Genomic DNA, 18,149 nt, shown 5'->3' on the forward strand with positions numbered 1-18,149 from the left:
CATTTTCAAATTGTTGTATCGATCCCAGCCGTCAAGTGATTCCCCGAGACCGTTCCGAATGAATGATGCAGCTCTCACCGATCTCCTCGCTGCCTGCCGAAACTATACCGGTGGCCGGGTCGACGCCCGTTTCAACGCCGTTGCGCAGGCCTTCTACGCGAGTGCCGCGGCCCAGCCGAAGATCGCGGCGCGGGCGGCGCGCGAGCTTGGCCGCCTGCCGCCACCGGGTGCTGCGATCCTTGCCAATATGCTCGGCACCATCGTCGAGAAGGGCGGGGCGGTCGAGCGCAGTGGTCCGGCCGTATGGGAGCTTTATCTGGCCTGGCTGCCGCAGATCCATCGCGGCTTTGCCGGCCGCAAGGAGCTGAGCCCGCGGCAAAGGCAGCTGCTGGATGCATTTCAGCTGCTTGGCCAATCGGCGGTTTCGCATCTTTCCGGCATGCCGGAGCAGCGTAAGCTTGCGGCTGGCGACAAGGCGCTGATGGCGCAGCTTGCCGAACTGCAGGATTATACGCCGGGTGCCGCCTGGGTCCGTCAGGTGCTGTTGAGCCGCAGCGACGATCTGCTGGTGCTGCATCTACCGAGCCGCCAGGGCTTTCGTCTGCGGTATGAGAATATCGTCAATTGCTTTCATCTGTTCACGCTTATCCAGGCAGCCTTCGGCGAGAGATTGCCGGGCGGCCGTACGCCCAACAGGTTCATTGTCGATATGGCGCGCTGCGTGACCGTGGCAGAAGAGGGCAATGACGAGCCTTGGTGGTGCTATCTGACGATGCGGCCGGATGAGCCAGCTCTTGTCGACATTTCCGGCGAGGCCTCTGTCGAGACGATTTCGCGCATCGATGGCCGGCAGGTCATCCTGCTTTCCCCGCCGGTGGCAGGCGCGGCATTGTGGGACACGAGTTTCTTCACGCCGCAGCTATTCGCAATGCCGGCGAACGTCGTGCTCGATGAGGCGCTGACGACGCAGGAGGTGGAGGAATGGCTCGCCAGGATTGGTGTGCCGGCCGGCGAAGCGACGGGCGCGCAAGGAGCGGACAAGGCATGACAAGCTCATCCCGCTCGGCTAGGAAAAACCCCTACTATCAGGGTCCGGTATCCGACCACTTCGATGGCCAACGCTTCTTCAATCCTGGTGGTGTCGCGCCCGGCAATGCGTTCGATCTTTTGCGCTGGCAGCTCGGCGGCGGGAGGGTGCGCTGGCCCAATCCCGTCATCAGCGCCTTTCCGCTGGCCAAGCCCGACCGGCATGTCTTCGGCAATCAGATGCGGGTGACTATGGTCGGGCACGCCTCGATGCTGGTGCAGATTGCAGGACTGAACGTTCTGACTGACCCGGTCTGGTCGGAGCGGGTGAGCCCCTTCCGCTCCGTCGGGCCGAAGCGTGTGGTGCCGCCTGGCATCCGCTTCGAGGACCTGCCGCATATCGACCTCGTGCTGGTGACGCATAATCACTACGATCACCTCGATGTCGCAACGCTTGCCCGCCTGCATGAGGCGCATCGGCCTGACATCGTGACACCGCTCGGCAACGACACGATCATCCGCCGCGCCGTTCCCGATGCCGACATTACTGTTGTCGACTGGGGCGATCGTATCGCCCTCAAGGCCGGTGTAACCATCGATGCCGAGCCTTGCCATCACTGGTCGGCGCGGGGCATGGGCGACCGGCGCATGGCGCTCTGGGCGGCATTCGTGCTCAACACGCCAGCCGGCAAGATCTACCATGTCGGTGATACCGGCTTTCACGACGGCATCAATTATGAGGCCGCCCGGCAAAAGCATGGAGGCTTCCGCCTCGCAATCCTGCCGTTCGGCGCCTATGAGCCGCGCTGGTTCATGAAGGGCCAACATCAGAATCCAGAAGAAGCAGTCAAGGGCATGAAGCTCTGCAATGCAGCCTATGTCGCCGGTCATCATTTGGCGACCTTTCAGCTGACGGACGAAGGGATCGATGCGCCGGTGCAGGCGCTGGATGTCGCGCTGAAGGCCGAGGGCGTGGAGCCGGATCGCTTTCGCCCGCTCCGGGCTGGCGAAGTTTTTGACGTGCCTGTCGTGTGAGGGGCGCCAAATATCCCTTCTCCCCTTGGGGAGAAGGTGCCGACAGGCGGATGAGGGGGGCCTGCCAAACGCACGAAAATCCATGAATTCAAATCGATAGCCCCCCTCATCCGACCCTTCGGGCCACCTTCTCCCCGAGGGGAGAAGGGCTTCCGGTGCTCATCCGCTCCATATGCGATTCCCCTGCTCCCCGAGGGGAGAAGGATTGCGTCGTGCGTCGGCGAACCTTACTGCTTGATCTCAGGCTCGACCAGTTTCGCCAGATTGATCAGCGATTCCTGCCAGCCGAGATAGCAGGCCTCGGGCGGAATGGCATCGGGGATGCCGGCCTGGGTGATGTTGACCTCGGTTCCGACGAGGACTTTCTTCAAGGTTACGGTCACTTCCATTTCGCCGGGTAGGTTTGGGTCGTCGAACTTGTCGGTGTAGCGCACCAGCTCGCCTGGGATCAGTTCGCGGAAATCGCCGCCGAAGGAGTGACTCTCGCCCGTCGTGAAGTTGCGGAACGACATCTTGAATGTGCCGCCGACTTTCCCTTCGAAGTGATGCACGCTGCAGGTAAAGCCATTCGGCGGCAACCACTTGGCAAGTGCGTCGGCTTCGATGAAAGCGCGATAGACCTTTTCCGGGCTGGTGGCCAGGACGCGATGCAGGCGTATGGTATTCGGCATGGTCATAATCCCTATGGTTTGACGGAGTGGACGAGCCTAGGACGTGGCAGCTTTTGATAATCCGACATCGATGGATGATTTTTTCTCAAAATGAATTCCGTCAAGATTTCTGGGTGAGGTCTTCGCTGTGGTCAAAGGACGAGCCACCCGCCCTCGTGGTTCGAGACGGCCCTGCAGGCCTCCTCACCATGAGGGCTAATCTCTTGTGTCGACCATACATTTCCGGAAACTAGGCACTGCAGCACAAATCATGGCGCAGCGACGATGTTAACCCCGCCTCATCCTGAGGTGCGGAGCTCGAAGAGCGAAGCCTCGAAGGATAGAGACGGCCCGGATCACTCTGGTAAATCTTGAAAGTGCCGTCCTTCACGCAGCACTGGTAATTCCCCCGCATTTCCGCCATATACAGCTCGACAACAGGAATGATCTTATGAGCAATACGGTCGAATTCGCGAGGATGAACGGGCTTGGCAACAAGATCCTGGTCGTCGACATGCGCGGCCGCAAGGATGTGGTGACGCCTGCAGCGGCGATCGCGCTCAATGCCGATCCGGCGACCCAGTTCGACCAGATCATGGCGATCCATGATCCGAAGTTGCAGGGCACCGATGCCTGGATCGACATCCTGAACTGCGACGGCACGAAAGCGCAGGCTTGCGGCAACGGCACGCGCTGCGTCGTACAGGCCCTGGCGGCCGAAACCGGCAAGAAGGTTTTCACCTTCCAGACCGTCGCCGGAATCCTCAATGCCAGAGAGCATGAGGACGGCACGATCTCGGTCGATATGGGCACGCCCGTTTTTGACTGGGACAAGATCCCGCTTGCCGAGGAATTTTCCGATACCAGCCGCATCGAGCTGCAGATCGGGCCGATCGATAATCCGGTCCTGCATTCGCCTTCGGCGATGTCGATGGGCAATCCGCATGCGATTTTCTGGGTCGACAAGGACCCGATGTCCTTCGATCTCGATCGTTTCGGCCCGCTGCTCGAAAACCACCCGATGTTTCCCGAGCGCGCCAATATCACGCTCGCACAGGTGCTGTCCCCGTCTTCGCTGCGTACCCGCACCTGGGAACGCGGCGCCGGCCTGACACTTGCCTGCGGTTCGGCCGCTTGTGCTGCCGCTGTCAGCGCCGCGCGCACCGGCCGCACCGGCCGCAAGGTGACGATCGAGGTCGCCTCCGCGCCCGCTCCCGGCAAGCTCACCATCGAATGGCTAGACAGTAACGACCATGTCGTCATGACCGGGCCTGCCGAATGGGAGTGGTCCGGCACCGTCGATCCGGTCACTGGCAGCTTCTCACGCGATGCGGAGCAGGGGGCTCAGGCGCGGTGAGCGGGGTCGAGGTCATTACCTTCGGCTGTCGTCTCAATACCTATGAATCCGAAGTGATGAGGGCCGAGGCGGAGAAAGCCGGGCTCAACAATGCCATTCTGGTCAATACCTGCGCCGTGACGGGCGAGGCCGTGCGCCAGGCGCGGCAGGCAATCCGCCGCGCGCGCCGCGATAATCCACATGCCCGCATCATCGTCACCGGCTGCGCCGCGCAGACCGAGAAGCAGACTTTCGCCGAGATGGCCGAAGTCGATGCCGTGCTCGGCAACGAGGAGAAGCTGAAGAGCGCCTCCTACCGAGCGCTTCCGGATTTCGGTGTGTCGGCCGAAGAGAAGCTGCGCGTCAACGACATCATGAGCGTGCGGGCGACCGCGCCGCAGATGATCCGCCATATCGATGGCCATGTGCGCGCCTTCATCCAGGTGCAGAACGGCTGCGATCACCGCTGCACCTTCTGCATCATTCCCTATGGCCGGGGCAATTCGCGTTCGGTGCCGATGGGTGCTGTGGTCGATCAAGCCCGTAAGCTGGTCGAAAGCGGCTATCGCGAGATCGTGCTGACCGGCGTCGATGCGACGAGCTATGGCGCCGACCTGCCGGGAACGCCGACGCTCGGCCTGCTTGCGAAGACGCTGCTGAAGCAGATTCCGGAGATCCGCCGGCTGCGTCTCTCCTCCATCGACAGCATCGAGGCCGACCAGCACCTGATGGATCTCATCGCCGACGAGCCGCGCTTCATGCCGCATCTGCATCTCTCATTGCAGCATGGTGACGACATGATCCTCAAGCGCATGAAGCGGCGGCACTCGCGCGCTGACGCCGTGCGTTTCATCGAGGATGTGCGCCGCCTGCGCCCCGAGACGAGCTTCGGCGCCGACATGATCGCCGGCTTTCCGACCGAGACGGAAGAGATGTTTGTCAATGCTATCGGCTTGGCGCAAGAGGCCGGTATCGCGCATCTGCACGTCTTCCCTTACAGCCCGCGCCCCGGCACGCCGGCCGCCCGCATGCCGCAGCTCGATCGCGGCGTGATCAAGGAGCGCGCCGCCCGTCTGCGCGAGGCCGGGCAGAAATTGCACAAGGCTCATCTCGACAAGATGGTCGGCACGCGGCAATGGCTGCTTGTGGAGAATGGCGGACTGGCGCATACGGAGAACTTCACGCTTGTCGCCGCCCCCGGCCTTCGCCCGCGCGACCTTGTGCAGGCCGCAATCACCGGCCACAATGGCAAGCATCTCGACATGCAACTTCTGGCCGCCGACGCGGCTTAATACTTCAACGGACACTTCATGGCGCTCGGTTTCATCAAAAAAGTCTTCACCTTCGGCCGTGAGAAGCCGGCTGAGGAGCAGGCGCCTGCGGAGGATTCTCAGAAGGCTGAGGTGCCTGTTGTAGAGCAGGAAGCGCCTGCTATAGATGTTTCGTCGGCTTCAGAACCTGCGGAGATTGCGTCGCTCCCCTCTGTCCCTTTGGGACATCTCCCCCACGAAGGGGAAGATCGGTTGGAGGATGCCGCGCCGGCTGAGCAGGAAGAAAGGGATGAAAGCCAGGCAGATGTTTCCGACGCGAAAGAGATTGAGGCCGCTGAAGCTGCCCGTTCCCTCGAATCCGAGTCGGAAGAACAGCACGACGATCTTCAGGCGATCGAACCGGAGCAACCTGCCGATCCTGAAGCGAATGTAATTTCGGAAGAGCGCCCCAACGAACCAATCTCCCCCCTTGTGGGGGAGATGTCCGACAGGACAGAGGGGGGTGAGGAGGTTCCGACGAACTCGAAATCTTCGTCGGAAAGCATAGAAACCGAGGCCTCCCCGGAACCCTCATCCGAAAGCAGCGAACCCTCGGTCGAAGCCCCCATCCTCCCCAAAGGCTTCTCGACCGCCGCCTCCGCCCCTATACCCACCCCGGAAACCCCAAAACAAAAACTTTCCTGGTTCCAGCGCCTGCGCGCCGGGCTTGCGCGCACCTCGTCGCAGCTGACCGGCCAGATCGCGGCTCTCTTTACCAAGCGCAAGCTCGACGATCAGACGCTGCAGGATCTGGAGGATCTGCTGATCCAGGCCGATCTCGGCGTTGAAACGGCGATGCGTGTCACGGATACGCTGGCCTCCGAACGCTACGGCAAGGATGTGACGGGCGAAGATGTCGGTCGCATCATGGCGCAGGAAATCGCCAAGGTGCTGAAGCCGGTTGCCAAGCCGTTGCAGCTCGATCTCAGCCACAAGCCACATGTGATCCTCGTCGTCGGCGTCAACGGTACCGGTAAGACGACGACGATCGGCAAGCTGGCCGCAAAGCTCTCCGGTGCAGGGCTGAAGGTCACGCTGGCTGCCGGCGATACGTTCCGCGCCGCTGCGATCGAGCAATTGAAGATCTGGGCTGAGCGCACGAAATCGGACTTCATCGGCACCAAGCTCGGCGCAGACGCTGCAGGCCTCGCCTTCGATGCCTTTCAGCAGGCCAAGGCCAACAAGAGCGATGTGCTGATCATCGATACCGCCGGACGCCTGCAGAACAAGGCGGAGCTGATGGCGGAGCTCGAAAAGATCGTGCGCGTCCTCGGCAAGCTCGATCCAGATGCGCCGCATACGGTTCTGCAGACGCTGGATGCGACCACCGGCCAGAACGCCTTGAACCAGGTGGAAATCTTCCGCAATGTTGCCGGTGTGAACGGGCTAATCATGACCAAGCTCGACGGCACGGCGCGCGGCGGCATCCTTGTTGCCATCTCGGCCAAGCATAAGCTGCCGGTCTATTTCATCGGCGTCGGCGAAGGTGTAGACGATCTCGAGCCGTTCGAAGCCGAGGATTTTGCTCATGCCATTGCCGGTACGGGGGCTGTAAACAGCCAATGAATGACAAGAACAAGTTTGATGACAGGGAAAGTGCCGCAATGACGACCAGCGACAGCGATCTCACCCCAAGTGCCGCCGACAGGCATCATCCGATGCTGAAGCTGGTGCTGGAACTCGGGCCTTTGCTGGTGTTCTTCTTCGGCAATCTGCGCGGCGAGTGGCTGGCGCAGCATTTTCCGCAGCTGGCGGCGCTCGGCGGCCCGCTCTTCGTCGCCACCGGCCTGTTCATGGCAGCGACGGTGATCTCGCTCATCGTTTCGAAGGTCATGCTCGGCCATCTGCCGCTGATGCCCTTCGTCTCCGGCATCGTGGTGCTGATTTTCGGCGCGCTCGGCATCTACCTTCAGAACGAAACCTTTATCAAGATGAAGCCGACCATCGTCAATGCACTGTTCGGTGTCGTGCTGCTCGGCGGACTTGCCTTCGGCAAGTCGCTGCTCGGCTATGTCTTCAATGCCGCCTTCCAGCTCGATGCCGAGGGCTGGCGCAAGTTGACGTTGCGCTGGGGTATCTTCTTCTTCGTTCTCGCCGTGCTCAACGAAGTCGTCTGGCGCGGCTCGAACTGGCTTTATCTTCCGGACACCAAGGCGGCGGATAATCTCTGGGTGAACTTCAAGGTCTGGGGAACGATGCCGATCACCATCCTCTTCACGCTGTCGCAGATGCCGCTGATCATGAAGCACACGGTCGAGCCGCCGGTGGAAAACGGTAAATGAGCGAAGCCATCGACGCCCAAAGCCGCTATCGGCAACAGAGCTTCTGGTTCATCGCCTGCGTTGTCGTTCTGCTCGTGCAGATCGTCACCGAATACATGATGGGCCGTGTGCCGATCTGCACCTGCGGCTACGTGAAGCTTTTCGAGCCGGTGGTGAAATCCAGCGGCAATTCGCAGCACATCGCCGACTGGTATACGCCGTCGCACATCATCCACGGTTTCCTCTTCTTCGGTCTCACGCATCTGATCATGCGCGGCAAGCCGCTGTCGATGCGGCTCTTCGTTGCCATGCTGATCGAATCCGGCTGGGAGATCCTGGAAAATTCCCCGATCATCATCAACCGCTATCGCGCCGCGACGATCTCGCTCGACTATGTCGGCGACAGCATCCTCAACTCGTCGATGGATGCCGTGTTCATGGTGGTCGGCTTCCTGTTTGCCTGGCGCGCACCGGTGCTGGTGACGGTCGCCATCGCCATCTTCTTTGAGCTGCTCACCGGATATTTGATCCGCGATAATCTGACGCTCAACGTGCTGATGCTGGTCTGGCCGGTCGAGGCGATCAAGACGTGGCAGGGTGGGATTTAAGAGAGTTTTTAAAGCTGGCCCTGTGGCCACCTCGTGCTTCGAGGCCCTATTGCTTGCGCTATGCTTCGGCGATAGGGCACCTCACCATGAGGTGGAGTGGTTTTCGCGGCGATTGGCCGCCGGCCTAACCGCCCTGTGATATGGGTGATCTCTGGATAGCCAGGGAGATTAGCCCTCATGGTGAGGTGCGGAAGCACCCTGAGCTTGTCGAAGGGGGCTGGAGCCTCGAACCACGAGGGCGGGTGGTGAAGTCCTGGACGTTTAAGACGCCGGCTTCCCCTGCGCCTTGGCTATGGCCGGATAAAGCCCTTCTTTCAAACTTGTCGGCGTGAACGGGCCGACTTGTTTGTAGAGGATCGTGCCGTCTGAGGAGACGAGGTAGGATTCCGGAATGCCGTAGACGCCCCAGTCGATGGCGGCGGAGCCGTTCGGGTCGATACCGATGGCGTTATAAGGGTTGCCGAGTTCGCCGAGGAAGCGAAGGGCGTTCTCGCTCGTATCCTTATAATTGATCGCCACGATGTTGAGCTGACCGCCCTTGGCGAGCTCCTTCAGCACCGGATGCTCGTCGCGGCAGGGGACGCACCATGAGGCGAAGACGTTGACGAGCGTCAGCTTGCCCTTGATGGCGTCGTCGGTGAGCGCCGGTAGGTTGGAGCCTTCGAGAGGTGGGAGCGCGAGCTTCGGCGCCTTGGTGCCGATCAGGGCTGAGGGAATGGCCGATATATCAGTGCCGTGCACTTCCTGATCGTACATGACCTTGCCGACGGCGAAGGCGATGCAGGCAAAGACGATCAGCGGGATCAGCGCCAGCAGATAGCGCGCGGTGCCGCTCGATTTCGGCTGATCCTTGTTATCGGCATCCGCGGTCATTTCGTCTCGCTTTCGGCCGCGCGCTGCGAGCGGCGGCGGAGGCCGGAGGCTTCCAATGCGGCGAGCTCGCGACGTCGCAGGCGTCCGTCGATCCAGATCCAAGCGATAAGAGCGAGCACGACGACCGCCGCAAAGCCATAGGAGCCGAAGACATAGAAGGGATGCGTCATTCTAGCCCTCCCGGCCTGCCATGCGCGCGGCCATGCGGCGCTGCGTGGCGATGCGGCGACGCCAGATTTCGTTGCGGATCGCCATCAGGTGCAGCGTGAAGAACAGCAGCGTGAAGGCGAGCGCCATGGTGAAGAGCGGCCAGAGGAATTCCGCGGCGATGGCCGGGCCATCCATGCGCATGATGCTTTCCGACTGATGCAGCGTGTTCCACCAGTCCACGGAGAATTTGATGATCGGAATATTGATGAAGCCGACCAGTGTCAGGATCGAGGCGACGCGAGCAGCTTTTGATGGGTCGTCCATGGCGCGGTTCAGCGCGATCAGGCCGAGATACATCAGGAAGAGGATGAAGACCGAGGTCAGACGCGCATCCCAGACCCAATAGGTGCCCCACATCGGCTTGCCCCAGAGCGAACCAGTGACCAGCGCGATCAGCGTGAAGGCGGCGCCGAGCGGGGCCGCCGTCTTGCCGGCGACATCGGCCAGTGGATGCCGCCAGACGAGCGTGCCGATCGCCGACATGCTCATGATCGTATAGCACATCATCGACAGCCAGGCGGCCGGAACGTGGATATACATGATGCGGACGGTATCGCCCTGCTGGTAATCGCCCTCGGTCGTAAAGGAGAGATAGAGACCGATCGCGAAGAGCACGGCCGAGATGGCGGCCAGCCAGGGAATGAGACGCGCCGAGAAAGCCAGGAACCGCGTGGGATTGGCAAGGTCGGAAAATCGGCTGATCGCAGTGATATCGCTCATGCGGCTTGTTTAACCCGATATGGCATTTCCGGCAATCGACCGCATTGTCCCGGATGGACGAAACAGTATCTCCGTTAGAGCCTTTCCGCTTTTCTTCGAAACGCGAAAACGCTCCATCCTTTTGTATTTACGCAATTCCGGACGGAAAACCGCTTCGCACTTTTCCTGGAATTGCTCTGATCAATCAGTCGTGTTCCGCAGGGCAAGAGCAGCAGCGGCCGGGCCGAGGACGGCGAAGAACAAGGTGAGCGCGATCAGGATCAGGAAGGGCGGCAGGAACGGCTGCGGCCCTTCGACGGCGGCATAGGTGGCGCTGACGCCGAAGATCAGCACGGGAATGGTGAGCGGCAGCACGAGAATGGAGACGAGCAGCCCGCCGCGCGGCAACGCCACGGCGACCGCAGCACCGACCGCGCCGACGAAGGTGATCGCTGGCGAGCCGACGAGCAGCGTCAGCGCCGTCGCCCCGATTGCCGTCTCGTTCATATTCATAAAGAGGCCGAGCAGCGGCGAGGCGATGACGAGCGGCAGGCCTGTCGCCACCCAATGTGCCGCGCATTTGATGAAGACCGTCAATACCAGCGGTGTTTCCTGCATGACGAGCAGATCGAGCGAACCGTCGTCGCGCTCAGCCTGGAACAGCCGATCAAGGCCGAGCAGGCTTGCGAGCAGCGCGCCGATCCAGACGATGGCCGGGCCAATGCGCGAGAGAAGTTTGAGGTCAGGCCCGACACCGAAGGGGATGACGGCGACGACGGTGAGGAAGAAGAGAATGCCGATCAACGCCCCGCCGCCGGCGCGCACGGAAAGTCTGAGGTCGCGGAGGAAGAGGGCGGTCATAGATGGCACCGAGTATGGAGCACGATACCCCCCTCTGTCCCTATCGGGACATCTCCCCCACAAGGGGGGAGATCGGTAACTTGCGGCGCGGGCGTGCCCTTATCGAACATCGAATCCGCAGAGACGGAGTTCAACGGTTTTCTAAGCAGATGCCGCAAACTCCCAACAATCTCCCCCCTTGTGGGGGAGATGTCACGAAGTGACAGAGGGGGGTGACGAAGGTTCGGCAAGTTCGGCACCATCGGCTTCATCCCCACACCCCCTCACTCGCCCCCGCAAACCCCGTCATCCGAATCTCCTGCACATTCTCCAGTCCCAGCGGCTGATGCGTTGCCGCAAGAACGATGCCGCCGCTCTTCCGATGGGCTGTTATCAGATCGGCGAAGAGTTGGTCGGCGGAGCTGTCCAGTGCTGCTGTCGGTTCGTCGAGAATCCAGATCGGGCGGTGGGCGACCAACAGTTTGGCGAAAGCGATTCGCCGCTGCTGGCCGGCGGAGAGATAGCCGAAGGGGAGATGGGTGATGCCGGCAAGCCCGACGGCGTCAGCAGCTTCCTCGACGTCCAGGCTGGAGCCGCCTGGCATATCGCCGAGGAATGTTTTCCAGAAGGTCAGGTTTTCGGCCACCGTCAGCTCGGATTTCATCGCATTGCGGTGGCCGAGATAGTGGCTGGCTTCACCGGCCGGCCGGCCCGATTCGCCGTCATTTCCGGTAAATGTGATAGTGCCTTTTTCCGGCCTCAGAAGGCATGCCACAACCCGTAGAAGCGTTGATTTTCCGGACCCATTACGGCCAGTTAAAACGAGTGCATCTCCATCCGCCAAGTTGAAGGAAACATTCAAGAAAATCAGGTCTTCGCCCCGCCTTGCCGCCAGATTTTCAGCGCTTAGATGCATTCGCTCAGGCTTTCCCCGTTTTCGTTGCTGCAACGCGCAAAAAATTGTCCAAAATTGCGCTTTGTCACTCTGGCAAGTCTTTACGAAATTATCTATAAGACCTGCAACCACGCCAGCGGTCGGCGTGAATTCAATCCTTGCGCCGAACTTAAGGTTTTAAACCTTACGTGCGGACAGCGGAAATGGCCGTACCCGCATCCTGATGTGCATAAAGTGCATAGGCGTTCGCACGACTGTGTTGGCTATCAGAAACGGGGTATCTCGTGTCTAAATCTCTTGACAGTTTCAATTGTCGTTCCACGCTGACCGTGGGCGGGAAAGACTATGTGTATTTCAGCCTTCCCAAGGCTGAAGCCAATGGTCTGCCCGGCGTTTCCAAGCTGCCTTACTCCATGAAGGTGCTTTTGGAAAACCTGCTGCGTTTTGAAGACGGGCAGTCGGTCACCAAGGAGCATATCCTTGCCGTCGCCGAATGGCTGACCAACAAGGGCACCGTCGAGAACGAAATCGCCTATCGCCCGGCGCGCGTGCTGATGCAGGACTTCACCGGCGTTCCGGCCGTCGTCGACCTTGCTGCCATGCGCGACGCGATGGTTTCGCTTGGCGGCGATCCGGAAAAGATCAACCCGCTCGTTCCCGTCGATCTCGTCATCGACCATTCCGTCATCGTCGACGAATTCGGCACGCCGCAGGCTTTCGCCAAGAACGTCGAGCTGGAATACCAGCGCAACGGCGAGCGCTACCGCTTCCTGAAGTGGGGCCAGCAGGCCTTCAAGAACTTCCGCGTCGTTCCTCCCGGCACCGGCATCTGTCACCAGGTCAACCTCGAATATCTCGGCCAGACCGTCTGGACGAAGGAAGAAGACGGCGAAACGATCGCTTATCCCGACACCTGCGTCGGCACCGATTCGCACACGACCATGATCAACGGCCTCGGCGTTCTCGGCTGGGGTGTCGGCGGCATCGAGGCTGAAGCCGCCATGCTCGGTCAGCCGGTCTCCATGCTGCTGCCTGAAGTCATCGGCTTCAAGCTCACCGGCAAGCTCAAGGAAGGCGTTACCGCGACCGATCTCGTTCTGACCGTCGTGCAGATGCTGCGTAAGAAGGGCGTCGTTTCCAAATTCGTCGAATTCTTCGGCCCCGGCCTCGACAACATGCCGCTCGCCGACCGCGCCACCATCGGCAACATGGGTCCGGAATATGGTGCGACCTGCGGCTTCTTCCCGGTCGACAAGGAAACGCTGAACTACCTCAACATGTCCGGCCGCGCCAAGGACCGTATCGCGCTCGTCGAAGCCTATTCGAAGGCTCAGGGCATGTGGCGCGACAATGACGGTTCCGATCTCGTCTTCACCGACACGCTGGAACTCGACCTCGGCGACGTCGTGCCGTCGATGGCCGGTCCGAAGCGTCCGGAAGGCCGCATCGCGCTGGAAAACATCGCTTCCGGCTTCGCGACCTCGCTGGAAACCGAATACAAGAAGCCCGCCCAGCTCTCCAACCGTTATGCGGTCGAAGGCACGGATTTCGATATCGGCCATGGCGACGTTGCCATCGCCGCCATCACCTCCTGCACCAATACCTCCAACCCGTCGGTGCTGATCGCTGCCGGCCTTCTGGCCCGCAACGCCGTTGCCAAGGGCCTGAAGAGCAAGCCGTGGGTCAAGACCTCGCTGGCGCCGGGATCTCAGGTCGTCGGCGAATATCTTGCCAAGTCCGGCCTGCAGGCCGATCTCGACAAGCTCGGCTTCAACCTGGTCGGCTTCGGCTGCACCACCTGCATCGGCAATTCCGGCCCGCTGCCGGCGCCGATCTCGAAGACGATCAACGACAAGGGCCTGATCGTTGCCGGCGTCCTCTCCGGTAACCGCAACTTCGAAGGCCGCATCTCGCCCGACGTCCAGGCGAACTATCTCGCTTCGCCGCCGCTCGTCGTCGCCTACGCGCTCGCCGGCTCGGTGCAGCTCGACCTGACGAAGGAGCCGATCGGCGAAGACCAGAACGGCAAGCCGGTCTATCTGAAGGACATCTGGCCGACCTCGCACGAGGTTCAGGAGTTTATCCAGAAGTACGTCACCCGCGAGCTTTATGAAACCAAGTATGCCGACGTCTTCAAGGGCGACGCCAACTGGCAGGCCGTGCAGGTTCCTCCGGGCCAGACCTATGCGTGGGACGACAATTCGACCTACGTGCAGAACCCGCCCTACTTCGTGGGCATGGGCAAGAAGGGCGCCGGCGTTTCCGACATCAAGGGCGCGCGCGTTCTTGGCCTCTTCGGCGACAAGATCACCACCGACCATATTTCTCCGGCCGGCTCGATCAAGGCTGCCTCGCCGGCCGGCTCCTACCTTATCGACCATGGCGTCGGCATTGCCGACTTCAACCAGTACGGCACGCGCCGCGGCAACCATGAAGTCATGATGCGCGGCACGTTTGCCAACATCCGCATCCGCAACCACATGCTCGGCCCGAACGGCAAGGAAGGTGGCTACACCATCCATTATCCGTCCAAGGAAGAGACGTCGATCTACGATGCGGCCATGCAGTACAAGGCCGAGGGCGTTCCGCTCGTCATCTTCGCAGGCGTCGAATACGGCAACGGCTCTTCGCGCGACTGGGCTGCCAAGGGCACGAACCTGCTCGGCGTGCGCGCCGTCATCGCCCAGTCCTTCGAGCGCATCCACCGTTCGAACCTCGTCGGCATGGGCGTCATCCCGTTCGTCTTCGAGGAAGGCACCACCTGGGCAAGCCTCGGCCTGAAGGGCGACGAACTCGTGACGATCGAAGGCCTGGAGAACATCAAGCCGCGCGAGCGCAAGATCGCCAAGATCACCTATGGCGACGGGTCGGTGAAGGATGTTCCGATCCTCTGCCGCATCGATACGCTGGACGAGGTCATCTACGTCAACAATGGCGGCATCCTGCAGACCGTTCTGCGCGATCTCGCCGCCTGATAGGTATTAAACGCTGTTATGGGAGGCCGCCGGAAAACTCTTCCGGCGGCCTCTTGTTTTTCACGGTGATGTGTACTGCGAGACTTCTGCTCACTCCGGCCTCACCCCATCGTGACTTTGCGTCATCGCGTTAAACTATTATCTCTTGTTTCAGATTTTTCGGGCTTGATGTGGCCTGGTCGCCCCAAGAAGCGCGAGTTTTGCAGAGCCCGTGTAGGCAGACGGCGCTCGAGATTGGATGCAGAGGTAAGATAGAATGCGCCTTCGATTTTTGGCTCCACTTCTGGCAGGCATTGGGCTCGCAAGTTCGCTGCATGCGCAGGAGGCTCCGAAGATCAAGGGCGTCGTCGAACTCTTCACCTCGCAGGGTTGCGCTTCCTGTCCTCCCGCCGATGCTGCCTTCCGTAAGCTGATCCGCCAGGGCAATGTCGTGGCGCTCGCCTATCACGTCGATTATTGGAACTATCTCGGCTGGAACGACACGATGGCATCCAAGGACAATACGGCGCGCCAATATGCCTATGCCCGTACGATGGGGCGCAGCGGCGTCTATACGCCGCAAGCGATCGTCAATGGCAGAGATCACATGAACGGTGCCGATCTCGATGCCATTAACGTCAAACTTGATGATTTTCAGCGCCTTGGCGAGGGGCTGACGGTTCCGGTCAGTGCTGCCATGAAGGGTGACGAGCTCGAGATCAAGATCGGCGCTGGGCAGGGCAAGGCGAATGTCGTTGCCGTCTATTTCGACAAGGAGCAGATGGTGGCGCCGAAAGGCGGCGAAAACAACGGCCAGCAGATTGCCTATATGCACGCGGTATCCGATGTCGAAACAGTCGGCATGTGGGACGGCAAGGCCATGAGCCTCGTGCTGCCGTCTACCGTGCTGGATAAGGCTGGCCGGCGAGGCCTTGCGATTCTGCTGCAGTCGTCGACATCTTCAGGCGATCCGGCTGCCATTCTCGGGGCGACTGTTCTGACGGTAGGCTCGGACGGCTGAACGCGATTTTTCCAGCTTTGCCGGAGGTCTTCCATTTTGAGCTGATGCTAAAAGGGGTCCCTATTTTGGCTGGCGCCAAAAAGGGGGGTGCCCGGCGAGGACGCATTCGGGGCTGGGGTTTAATCGATGCACCCCGGCCGGGCCGTTTGACGCGGCGGCGCCAAACGGCTGCCTATACTTCCTGTAAATTGGGCGTCGTTTTGTCTGAAATGCGGCGTTGACGAGGTGCTTTCACAGCCGGGAAAGAAATTGTGAGCCGTCAGCCGTCTTGCAATTTGATGCGGCTGAGGCAAACTGTCATTCTCCTGTCATGAGATAGCCCCTGGGGGATTGATGACTGATCAGCCGGATTTGAGACACGGTGAAAGCCGTTCCGTCGATACCAATTCATCCGTCGTCGTTGATCTCAGAGAATACAAACAGAGCAAGGACCCGCTGCCGGTGACCTTTCATCGCCGGGAGCTTGATGCGATTCTCTGGATCTATGGCCGCATGGTCGGCGAGGGCGAGTGGCGCGACTACGCCATCGACCATTTGAAGGACAAGGCGGTTTTCTCCGTCTTCAAACGCTCCGGCGAAATGCCGCTCTTCCGCATCGAAAAGAATCCGAAGCTTTCAGCCAAGCAGGGCGCTTTTTCTGTCGTCAATACCAACGGCATGATCCTGAAACGCGGTCATGACCTGAACCAAGTGTTGAAGGTTTTCGACAAGCAGCTGAAGCTGGTGGAGAAGTAGTTTCTCGTCGTTGGCTGTGTGCTGGCTGATAGTGCCACACCCCCTCTGTCCCTATCGGGACATCTCCCCCACAAGGGGGGAGATTGCTAGCTTGTGGCACGCATCTGCCCACAGTGAAGATCGAAGCTGCAGAACTTCGGGCCATTGGTTTGAAAAGATGTGCGGCAAGCTCTCAACAATCTCCCCCCTTGTGGGGGAGATGTCAGCGAAGCTGACAGAGGGGGGTATCAGAGGTTCGGCATAAAGGCAGCTCGACACTACCCCCCAAACAATGTCCCAGGATAGACCGATGGATCCGGATCGCTCTCCGCGCCGTCCCCGAGCGCCTTCTGCATCAGCATGGTATCCAGCCATCGGCCATGCTTGTAGCCGGTACCCTTGAGCAGCCCCACTTCGGCAAAGCCTGCCGCGCGATGTACGGCGATGGAGGCGGGGTGGGCGCCGCCGATGACGGCGATCATCTGGCGGAAGCCGAGCGTCTGGCAGTTTTCCACCAGGGCATGGAGCAGCAGTCTGCCGATGCCGCGACCACGCGCCTCGGGTGCCAGATAGATCGAATCCTCCACCATCCAGCGATAGGCCGGCCGCGTGCGGAACGCGGAGGCATAGGCATAGCCGAGAAATGCGCCGGTATCGTCTTCGGCGACCAGATAGGGATAGCCCTTGTTACGAATTGCCTCGAACCTGGCCGTCATTTCCTCCTGGTTCGGCGGCGTGATTTCATAGCTTGCCGTGCCGTTCAGAACGGAATCTCTGTAGATGGCGGTGATGTGGGGAAGGTCGTCTAGGGTTGCACTGCGGAGGCTGACGGACATTGTTTCTATTGCCTGATCTGCGAATTTGCGACGGTGGCCATCAAATCGCAGGGCGTCTGCCCAAGCAAATAAAAAAGGCGGCCGAGACCGCCTTTTCATGTCTCAATCATGCTGTGCGATTAACGGCGGTTGCCCATGAATTGCAGCAGGAACATGAACAGGTTGATGAAGTCGAGGTACAGCGACAGGGCGCCCATGATCGCCTTGCGGCCCGCCACGGTCACGTCGTCGGCTTCGTAGTACATTTCCTTGATCCGCTGCGTATCCCAGGCGGTGAGGCCTGCGAAGATCAGGACGCCGATCACGGAGATGGCGAACTGCAGCGCGGACGAAGCCAGGAAGATGTTGACGAGCGCCGCGATGATCAGGCCGAAGAGACCCATCATCAGGAACGAGCCCATCGCCGACAGATCACGCTTCGTCGTGTAGCCGAAGAGCGACAGCGCGCCGAAGGAGGCGGCGGTCACGAAGAAGGTCTGCACGACGCTCTGTCCGGTGTAGATGATGAAGATCGACGACAGCGAAAGGCCCACCAGCGCGGCGTAGACCCAGAAGGTCGTCGTCGCGGCGGCCACGCTCATGCGGTTAACCCGAGCCATCAGGAAGAACACCATCGCCAGCGGGGCGAGAATGACCACCCACTTCAGCGGGCTCAGATAGATCGCCTGGCCGAAGGCCGTGATCTGTCCGTTTGCGAAAGCGAGCGAGAAGGAGAGATAGGCGGCAACACCCGTGATCGCCAGACCCAGCGCCATCAGGTTATAGACCTTGAGCATGTAGGCTCGAAGGCCCTCGTCTATCATCGCACCGGATTGCGCACCGCTCTGCGCCCGGTTTTGGTAATTGCGAAAGTCAGCCATGTTTTCCTCTTTCAAGCTCCG

The 18,149-nt window shown here is 60.5% G+C and carries 18 protein-coding genes; 10 read left to right on the forward strand and 8 right to left on the reverse strand.

Features of this window, described 5'->3' with window-relative positions; translation table 11 throughout:
- Positions 1-58 precede the first annotated feature (58 nt).
- Both FBZ97_RS22205 and FBZ97_RS22210 read left to right on the forward strand, forming a co-directional pair.
- Entirely contained in the window at positions 59-1,048 is a 990-nt protein-coding gene (locus tag FBZ97_RS22205) for a hypothetical protein (RefSeq protein ID WP_145321992.1), read from the forward strand.
- The gene (locus FBZ97_RS22210; protein WP_145321994.1) at positions 1,045-2,061 is read left to right on the forward strand and encodes an MBL fold metallo-hydrolase; all 1,017 of its coding nucleotides are present in this window, start codon (positions 1,045-1,047) and stop codon (positions 2,059-2,061) included. Before FBZ97_RS22205 ends, FBZ97_RS22210 begins: the two co-directional genes overlap by 4 nt.
- A gap of 227 nt (positions 2,062-2,288) precedes the next feature.
- Here the strand turns inward: FBZ97_RS22210 and FBZ97_RS22215 are convergent, their stop codons facing one another.
- Positions 2,289-2,732, reverse strand: coding sequence for an SRPBCC family protein (locus tag FBZ97_RS22215; RefSeq protein WP_186449531.1), 444 nt, complete (start codon positions 2,730-2,732; stop codon positions 2,289-2,291).
- A 430-nt stretch (positions 2,733-3,162) separates the two neighbouring features.
- On the opposite strand from FBZ97_RS22215, the gene dapF reads away from it, so the two are divergent.
- Genes dapF through FBZ97_RS22240 form a run of 5 tightly spaced genes read left to right on the forward strand, consistent with a single transcriptional unit; the run spans position 3,163 to position 8,226 of the window.
- Entirely contained in the window at positions 3,163-4,068 is a 906-nt protein-coding gene (gene dapF, locus FBZ97_RS22220; protein ID WP_145321998.1) for a diaminopimelate epimerase, read from the forward strand.
- Complete coding sequence (mtaB, locus tag FBZ97_RS22225; RefSeq protein WP_145322000.1) at positions 4,065-5,339, forward strand: tRNA (N(6)-L-threonylcarbamoyladenosine(37)-C(2))-methylthiotransferase MtaB; 1,275 nt, start codon at positions 4,065-4,067, stop codon at positions 5,337-5,339. The genes dapF and mtaB overlap by 4 nt, the downstream gene beginning before the upstream one ends.
- Before the next feature lie 18 nt (positions 5,340-5,357).
- Positions 5,358-6,923 (forward strand): signal recognition particle-docking protein FtsY, encoded by a 1,566-nt coding sequence (ftsY, locus tag FBZ97_RS22230; RefSeq protein WP_145322002.1) that lies wholly within the window; start codon positions 5,358-5,360, stop codon positions 6,921-6,923.
- Positions 6,920-7,639 carry a septation protein A gene (locus tag FBZ97_RS22235; RefSeq protein ID WP_113354354.1) on the forward strand — a complete coding sequence of 240 codons (720 nt, stop codon included), beginning with the start codon at positions 6,920-6,922 and terminating at the stop codon, positions 7,637-7,639. The genes ftsY and FBZ97_RS22235 overlap by 4 nt, the downstream gene beginning before the upstream one ends.
- Entirely contained in the window at positions 7,636-8,226 is a 591-nt protein-coding gene (locus tag FBZ97_RS22240; protein WP_145322004.1) for a DUF2585 domain-containing protein, read from the forward strand. Before FBZ97_RS22235 ends, FBZ97_RS22240 begins: the two co-directional genes overlap by 4 nt.
- 261 nt (positions 8,227-8,487) lie before the next feature.
- Here FBZ97_RS22240 and FBZ97_RS22245 read toward each other — a convergent pair whose 3' ends face one another.
- From FBZ97_RS22245 to ccmA, 5 genes are all read right to left on the reverse strand, one after another.
- Positions 8,488-9,099: a DsbE family thiol:disulfide interchange protein gene (locus FBZ97_RS22245; RefSeq protein WP_145322006.1), complete on the reverse strand. Its 612-nt coding sequence runs from the start codon at positions 9,097-9,099 to the stop codon at positions 8,488-8,490.
- A complete protein-coding gene (gene ccmD, locus FBZ97_RS22250; RefSeq protein ID WP_145322009.1) occupies positions 9,096-9,269 on the reverse strand; it encodes a heme exporter protein CcmD in 174 nt (57 codons plus the stop codon). The genes FBZ97_RS22245 and ccmD overlap by 4 nt, the downstream gene beginning before the upstream one ends.
- A gap of 1 nt (position 9,270) precedes the next feature.
- Entirely contained in the window at positions 9,271-10,029 is a 759-nt protein-coding gene (locus FBZ97_RS22255) for a heme ABC transporter permease (protein ID WP_145322012.1), read from the reverse strand.
- A 180-nt stretch (positions 10,030-10,209) separates the two neighbouring features.
- Complete coding sequence (gene ccmB, locus FBZ97_RS22260; RefSeq protein WP_145322014.1) at positions 10,210-10,869, reverse strand: heme exporter protein CcmB; 660 nt, start codon at positions 10,867-10,869, stop codon at positions 10,210-10,212.
- A gap of 247 nt (positions 10,870-11,116) precedes the next feature.
- Entirely contained in the window at positions 11,117-11,764 is a 648-nt protein-coding gene (gene ccmA / locus FBZ97_RS22265) for a heme ABC exporter ATP-binding protein CcmA (RefSeq protein WP_145322113.1), read from the reverse strand.
- A 263-nt stretch (positions 11,765-12,027) separates the two neighbouring features.
- Between ccmA and acnA the strand changes: the two genes are divergently transcribed.
- From acnA to FBZ97_RS22280, 3 genes are all read left to right on the forward strand, one after another.
- Positions 12,028-14,718: an aconitate hydratase AcnA gene (acnA, locus tag FBZ97_RS22270; RefSeq protein ID WP_145322016.1), complete on the forward strand. Its 2,691-nt coding sequence runs from the start codon at positions 12,028-12,030 to the stop codon at positions 14,716-14,718.
- A gap of 256 nt (positions 14,719-14,974) precedes the next feature.
- Complete coding sequence (locus FBZ97_RS22275) at positions 14,975-15,718, forward strand: thioredoxin family protein (protein WP_113330739.1); 744 nt, start codon at positions 14,975-14,977, stop codon at positions 15,716-15,718.
- A 333-nt stretch (positions 15,719-16,051) separates the two neighbouring features.
- Entirely contained in the window at positions 16,052-16,453 is a 402-nt protein-coding gene (locus FBZ97_RS22280; protein ID WP_113354346.1) for a DUF2794 domain-containing protein, read from the forward strand.
- A 257-nt stretch (positions 16,454-16,710) separates the two neighbouring features.
- On the opposite strand, the gene FBZ97_RS22285 is transcribed toward FBZ97_RS22280, so the two are convergent.
- Positions 16,711-17,268 (reverse strand): GNAT family N-acetyltransferase, encoded by a 558-nt coding sequence (locus FBZ97_RS22285; protein ID WP_145322018.1) that lies wholly within the window; start codon positions 17,266-17,268, stop codon positions 16,711-16,713.
- 119 nt (positions 17,269-17,387) lie between these two features.
- Positions 17,388-18,128 (reverse strand): Bax inhibitor-1/YccA family protein, encoded by a 741-nt coding sequence (locus FBZ97_RS22290; RefSeq protein ID WP_145322020.1) that lies wholly within the window; start codon positions 18,126-18,128, stop codon positions 17,388-17,390.
- Positions 18,129-18,149 lie beyond the last annotated feature (21 nt).

The sequence above is a fragment of the Rhizobium sp. ERR 942 genome (genome assembly GCF_007828395.1).
GTDB lineage: Bacteria > Pseudomonadota > Alphaproteobacteria > Rhizobiales > Rhizobiaceae > Rhizobium > Rhizobium dioscoreae.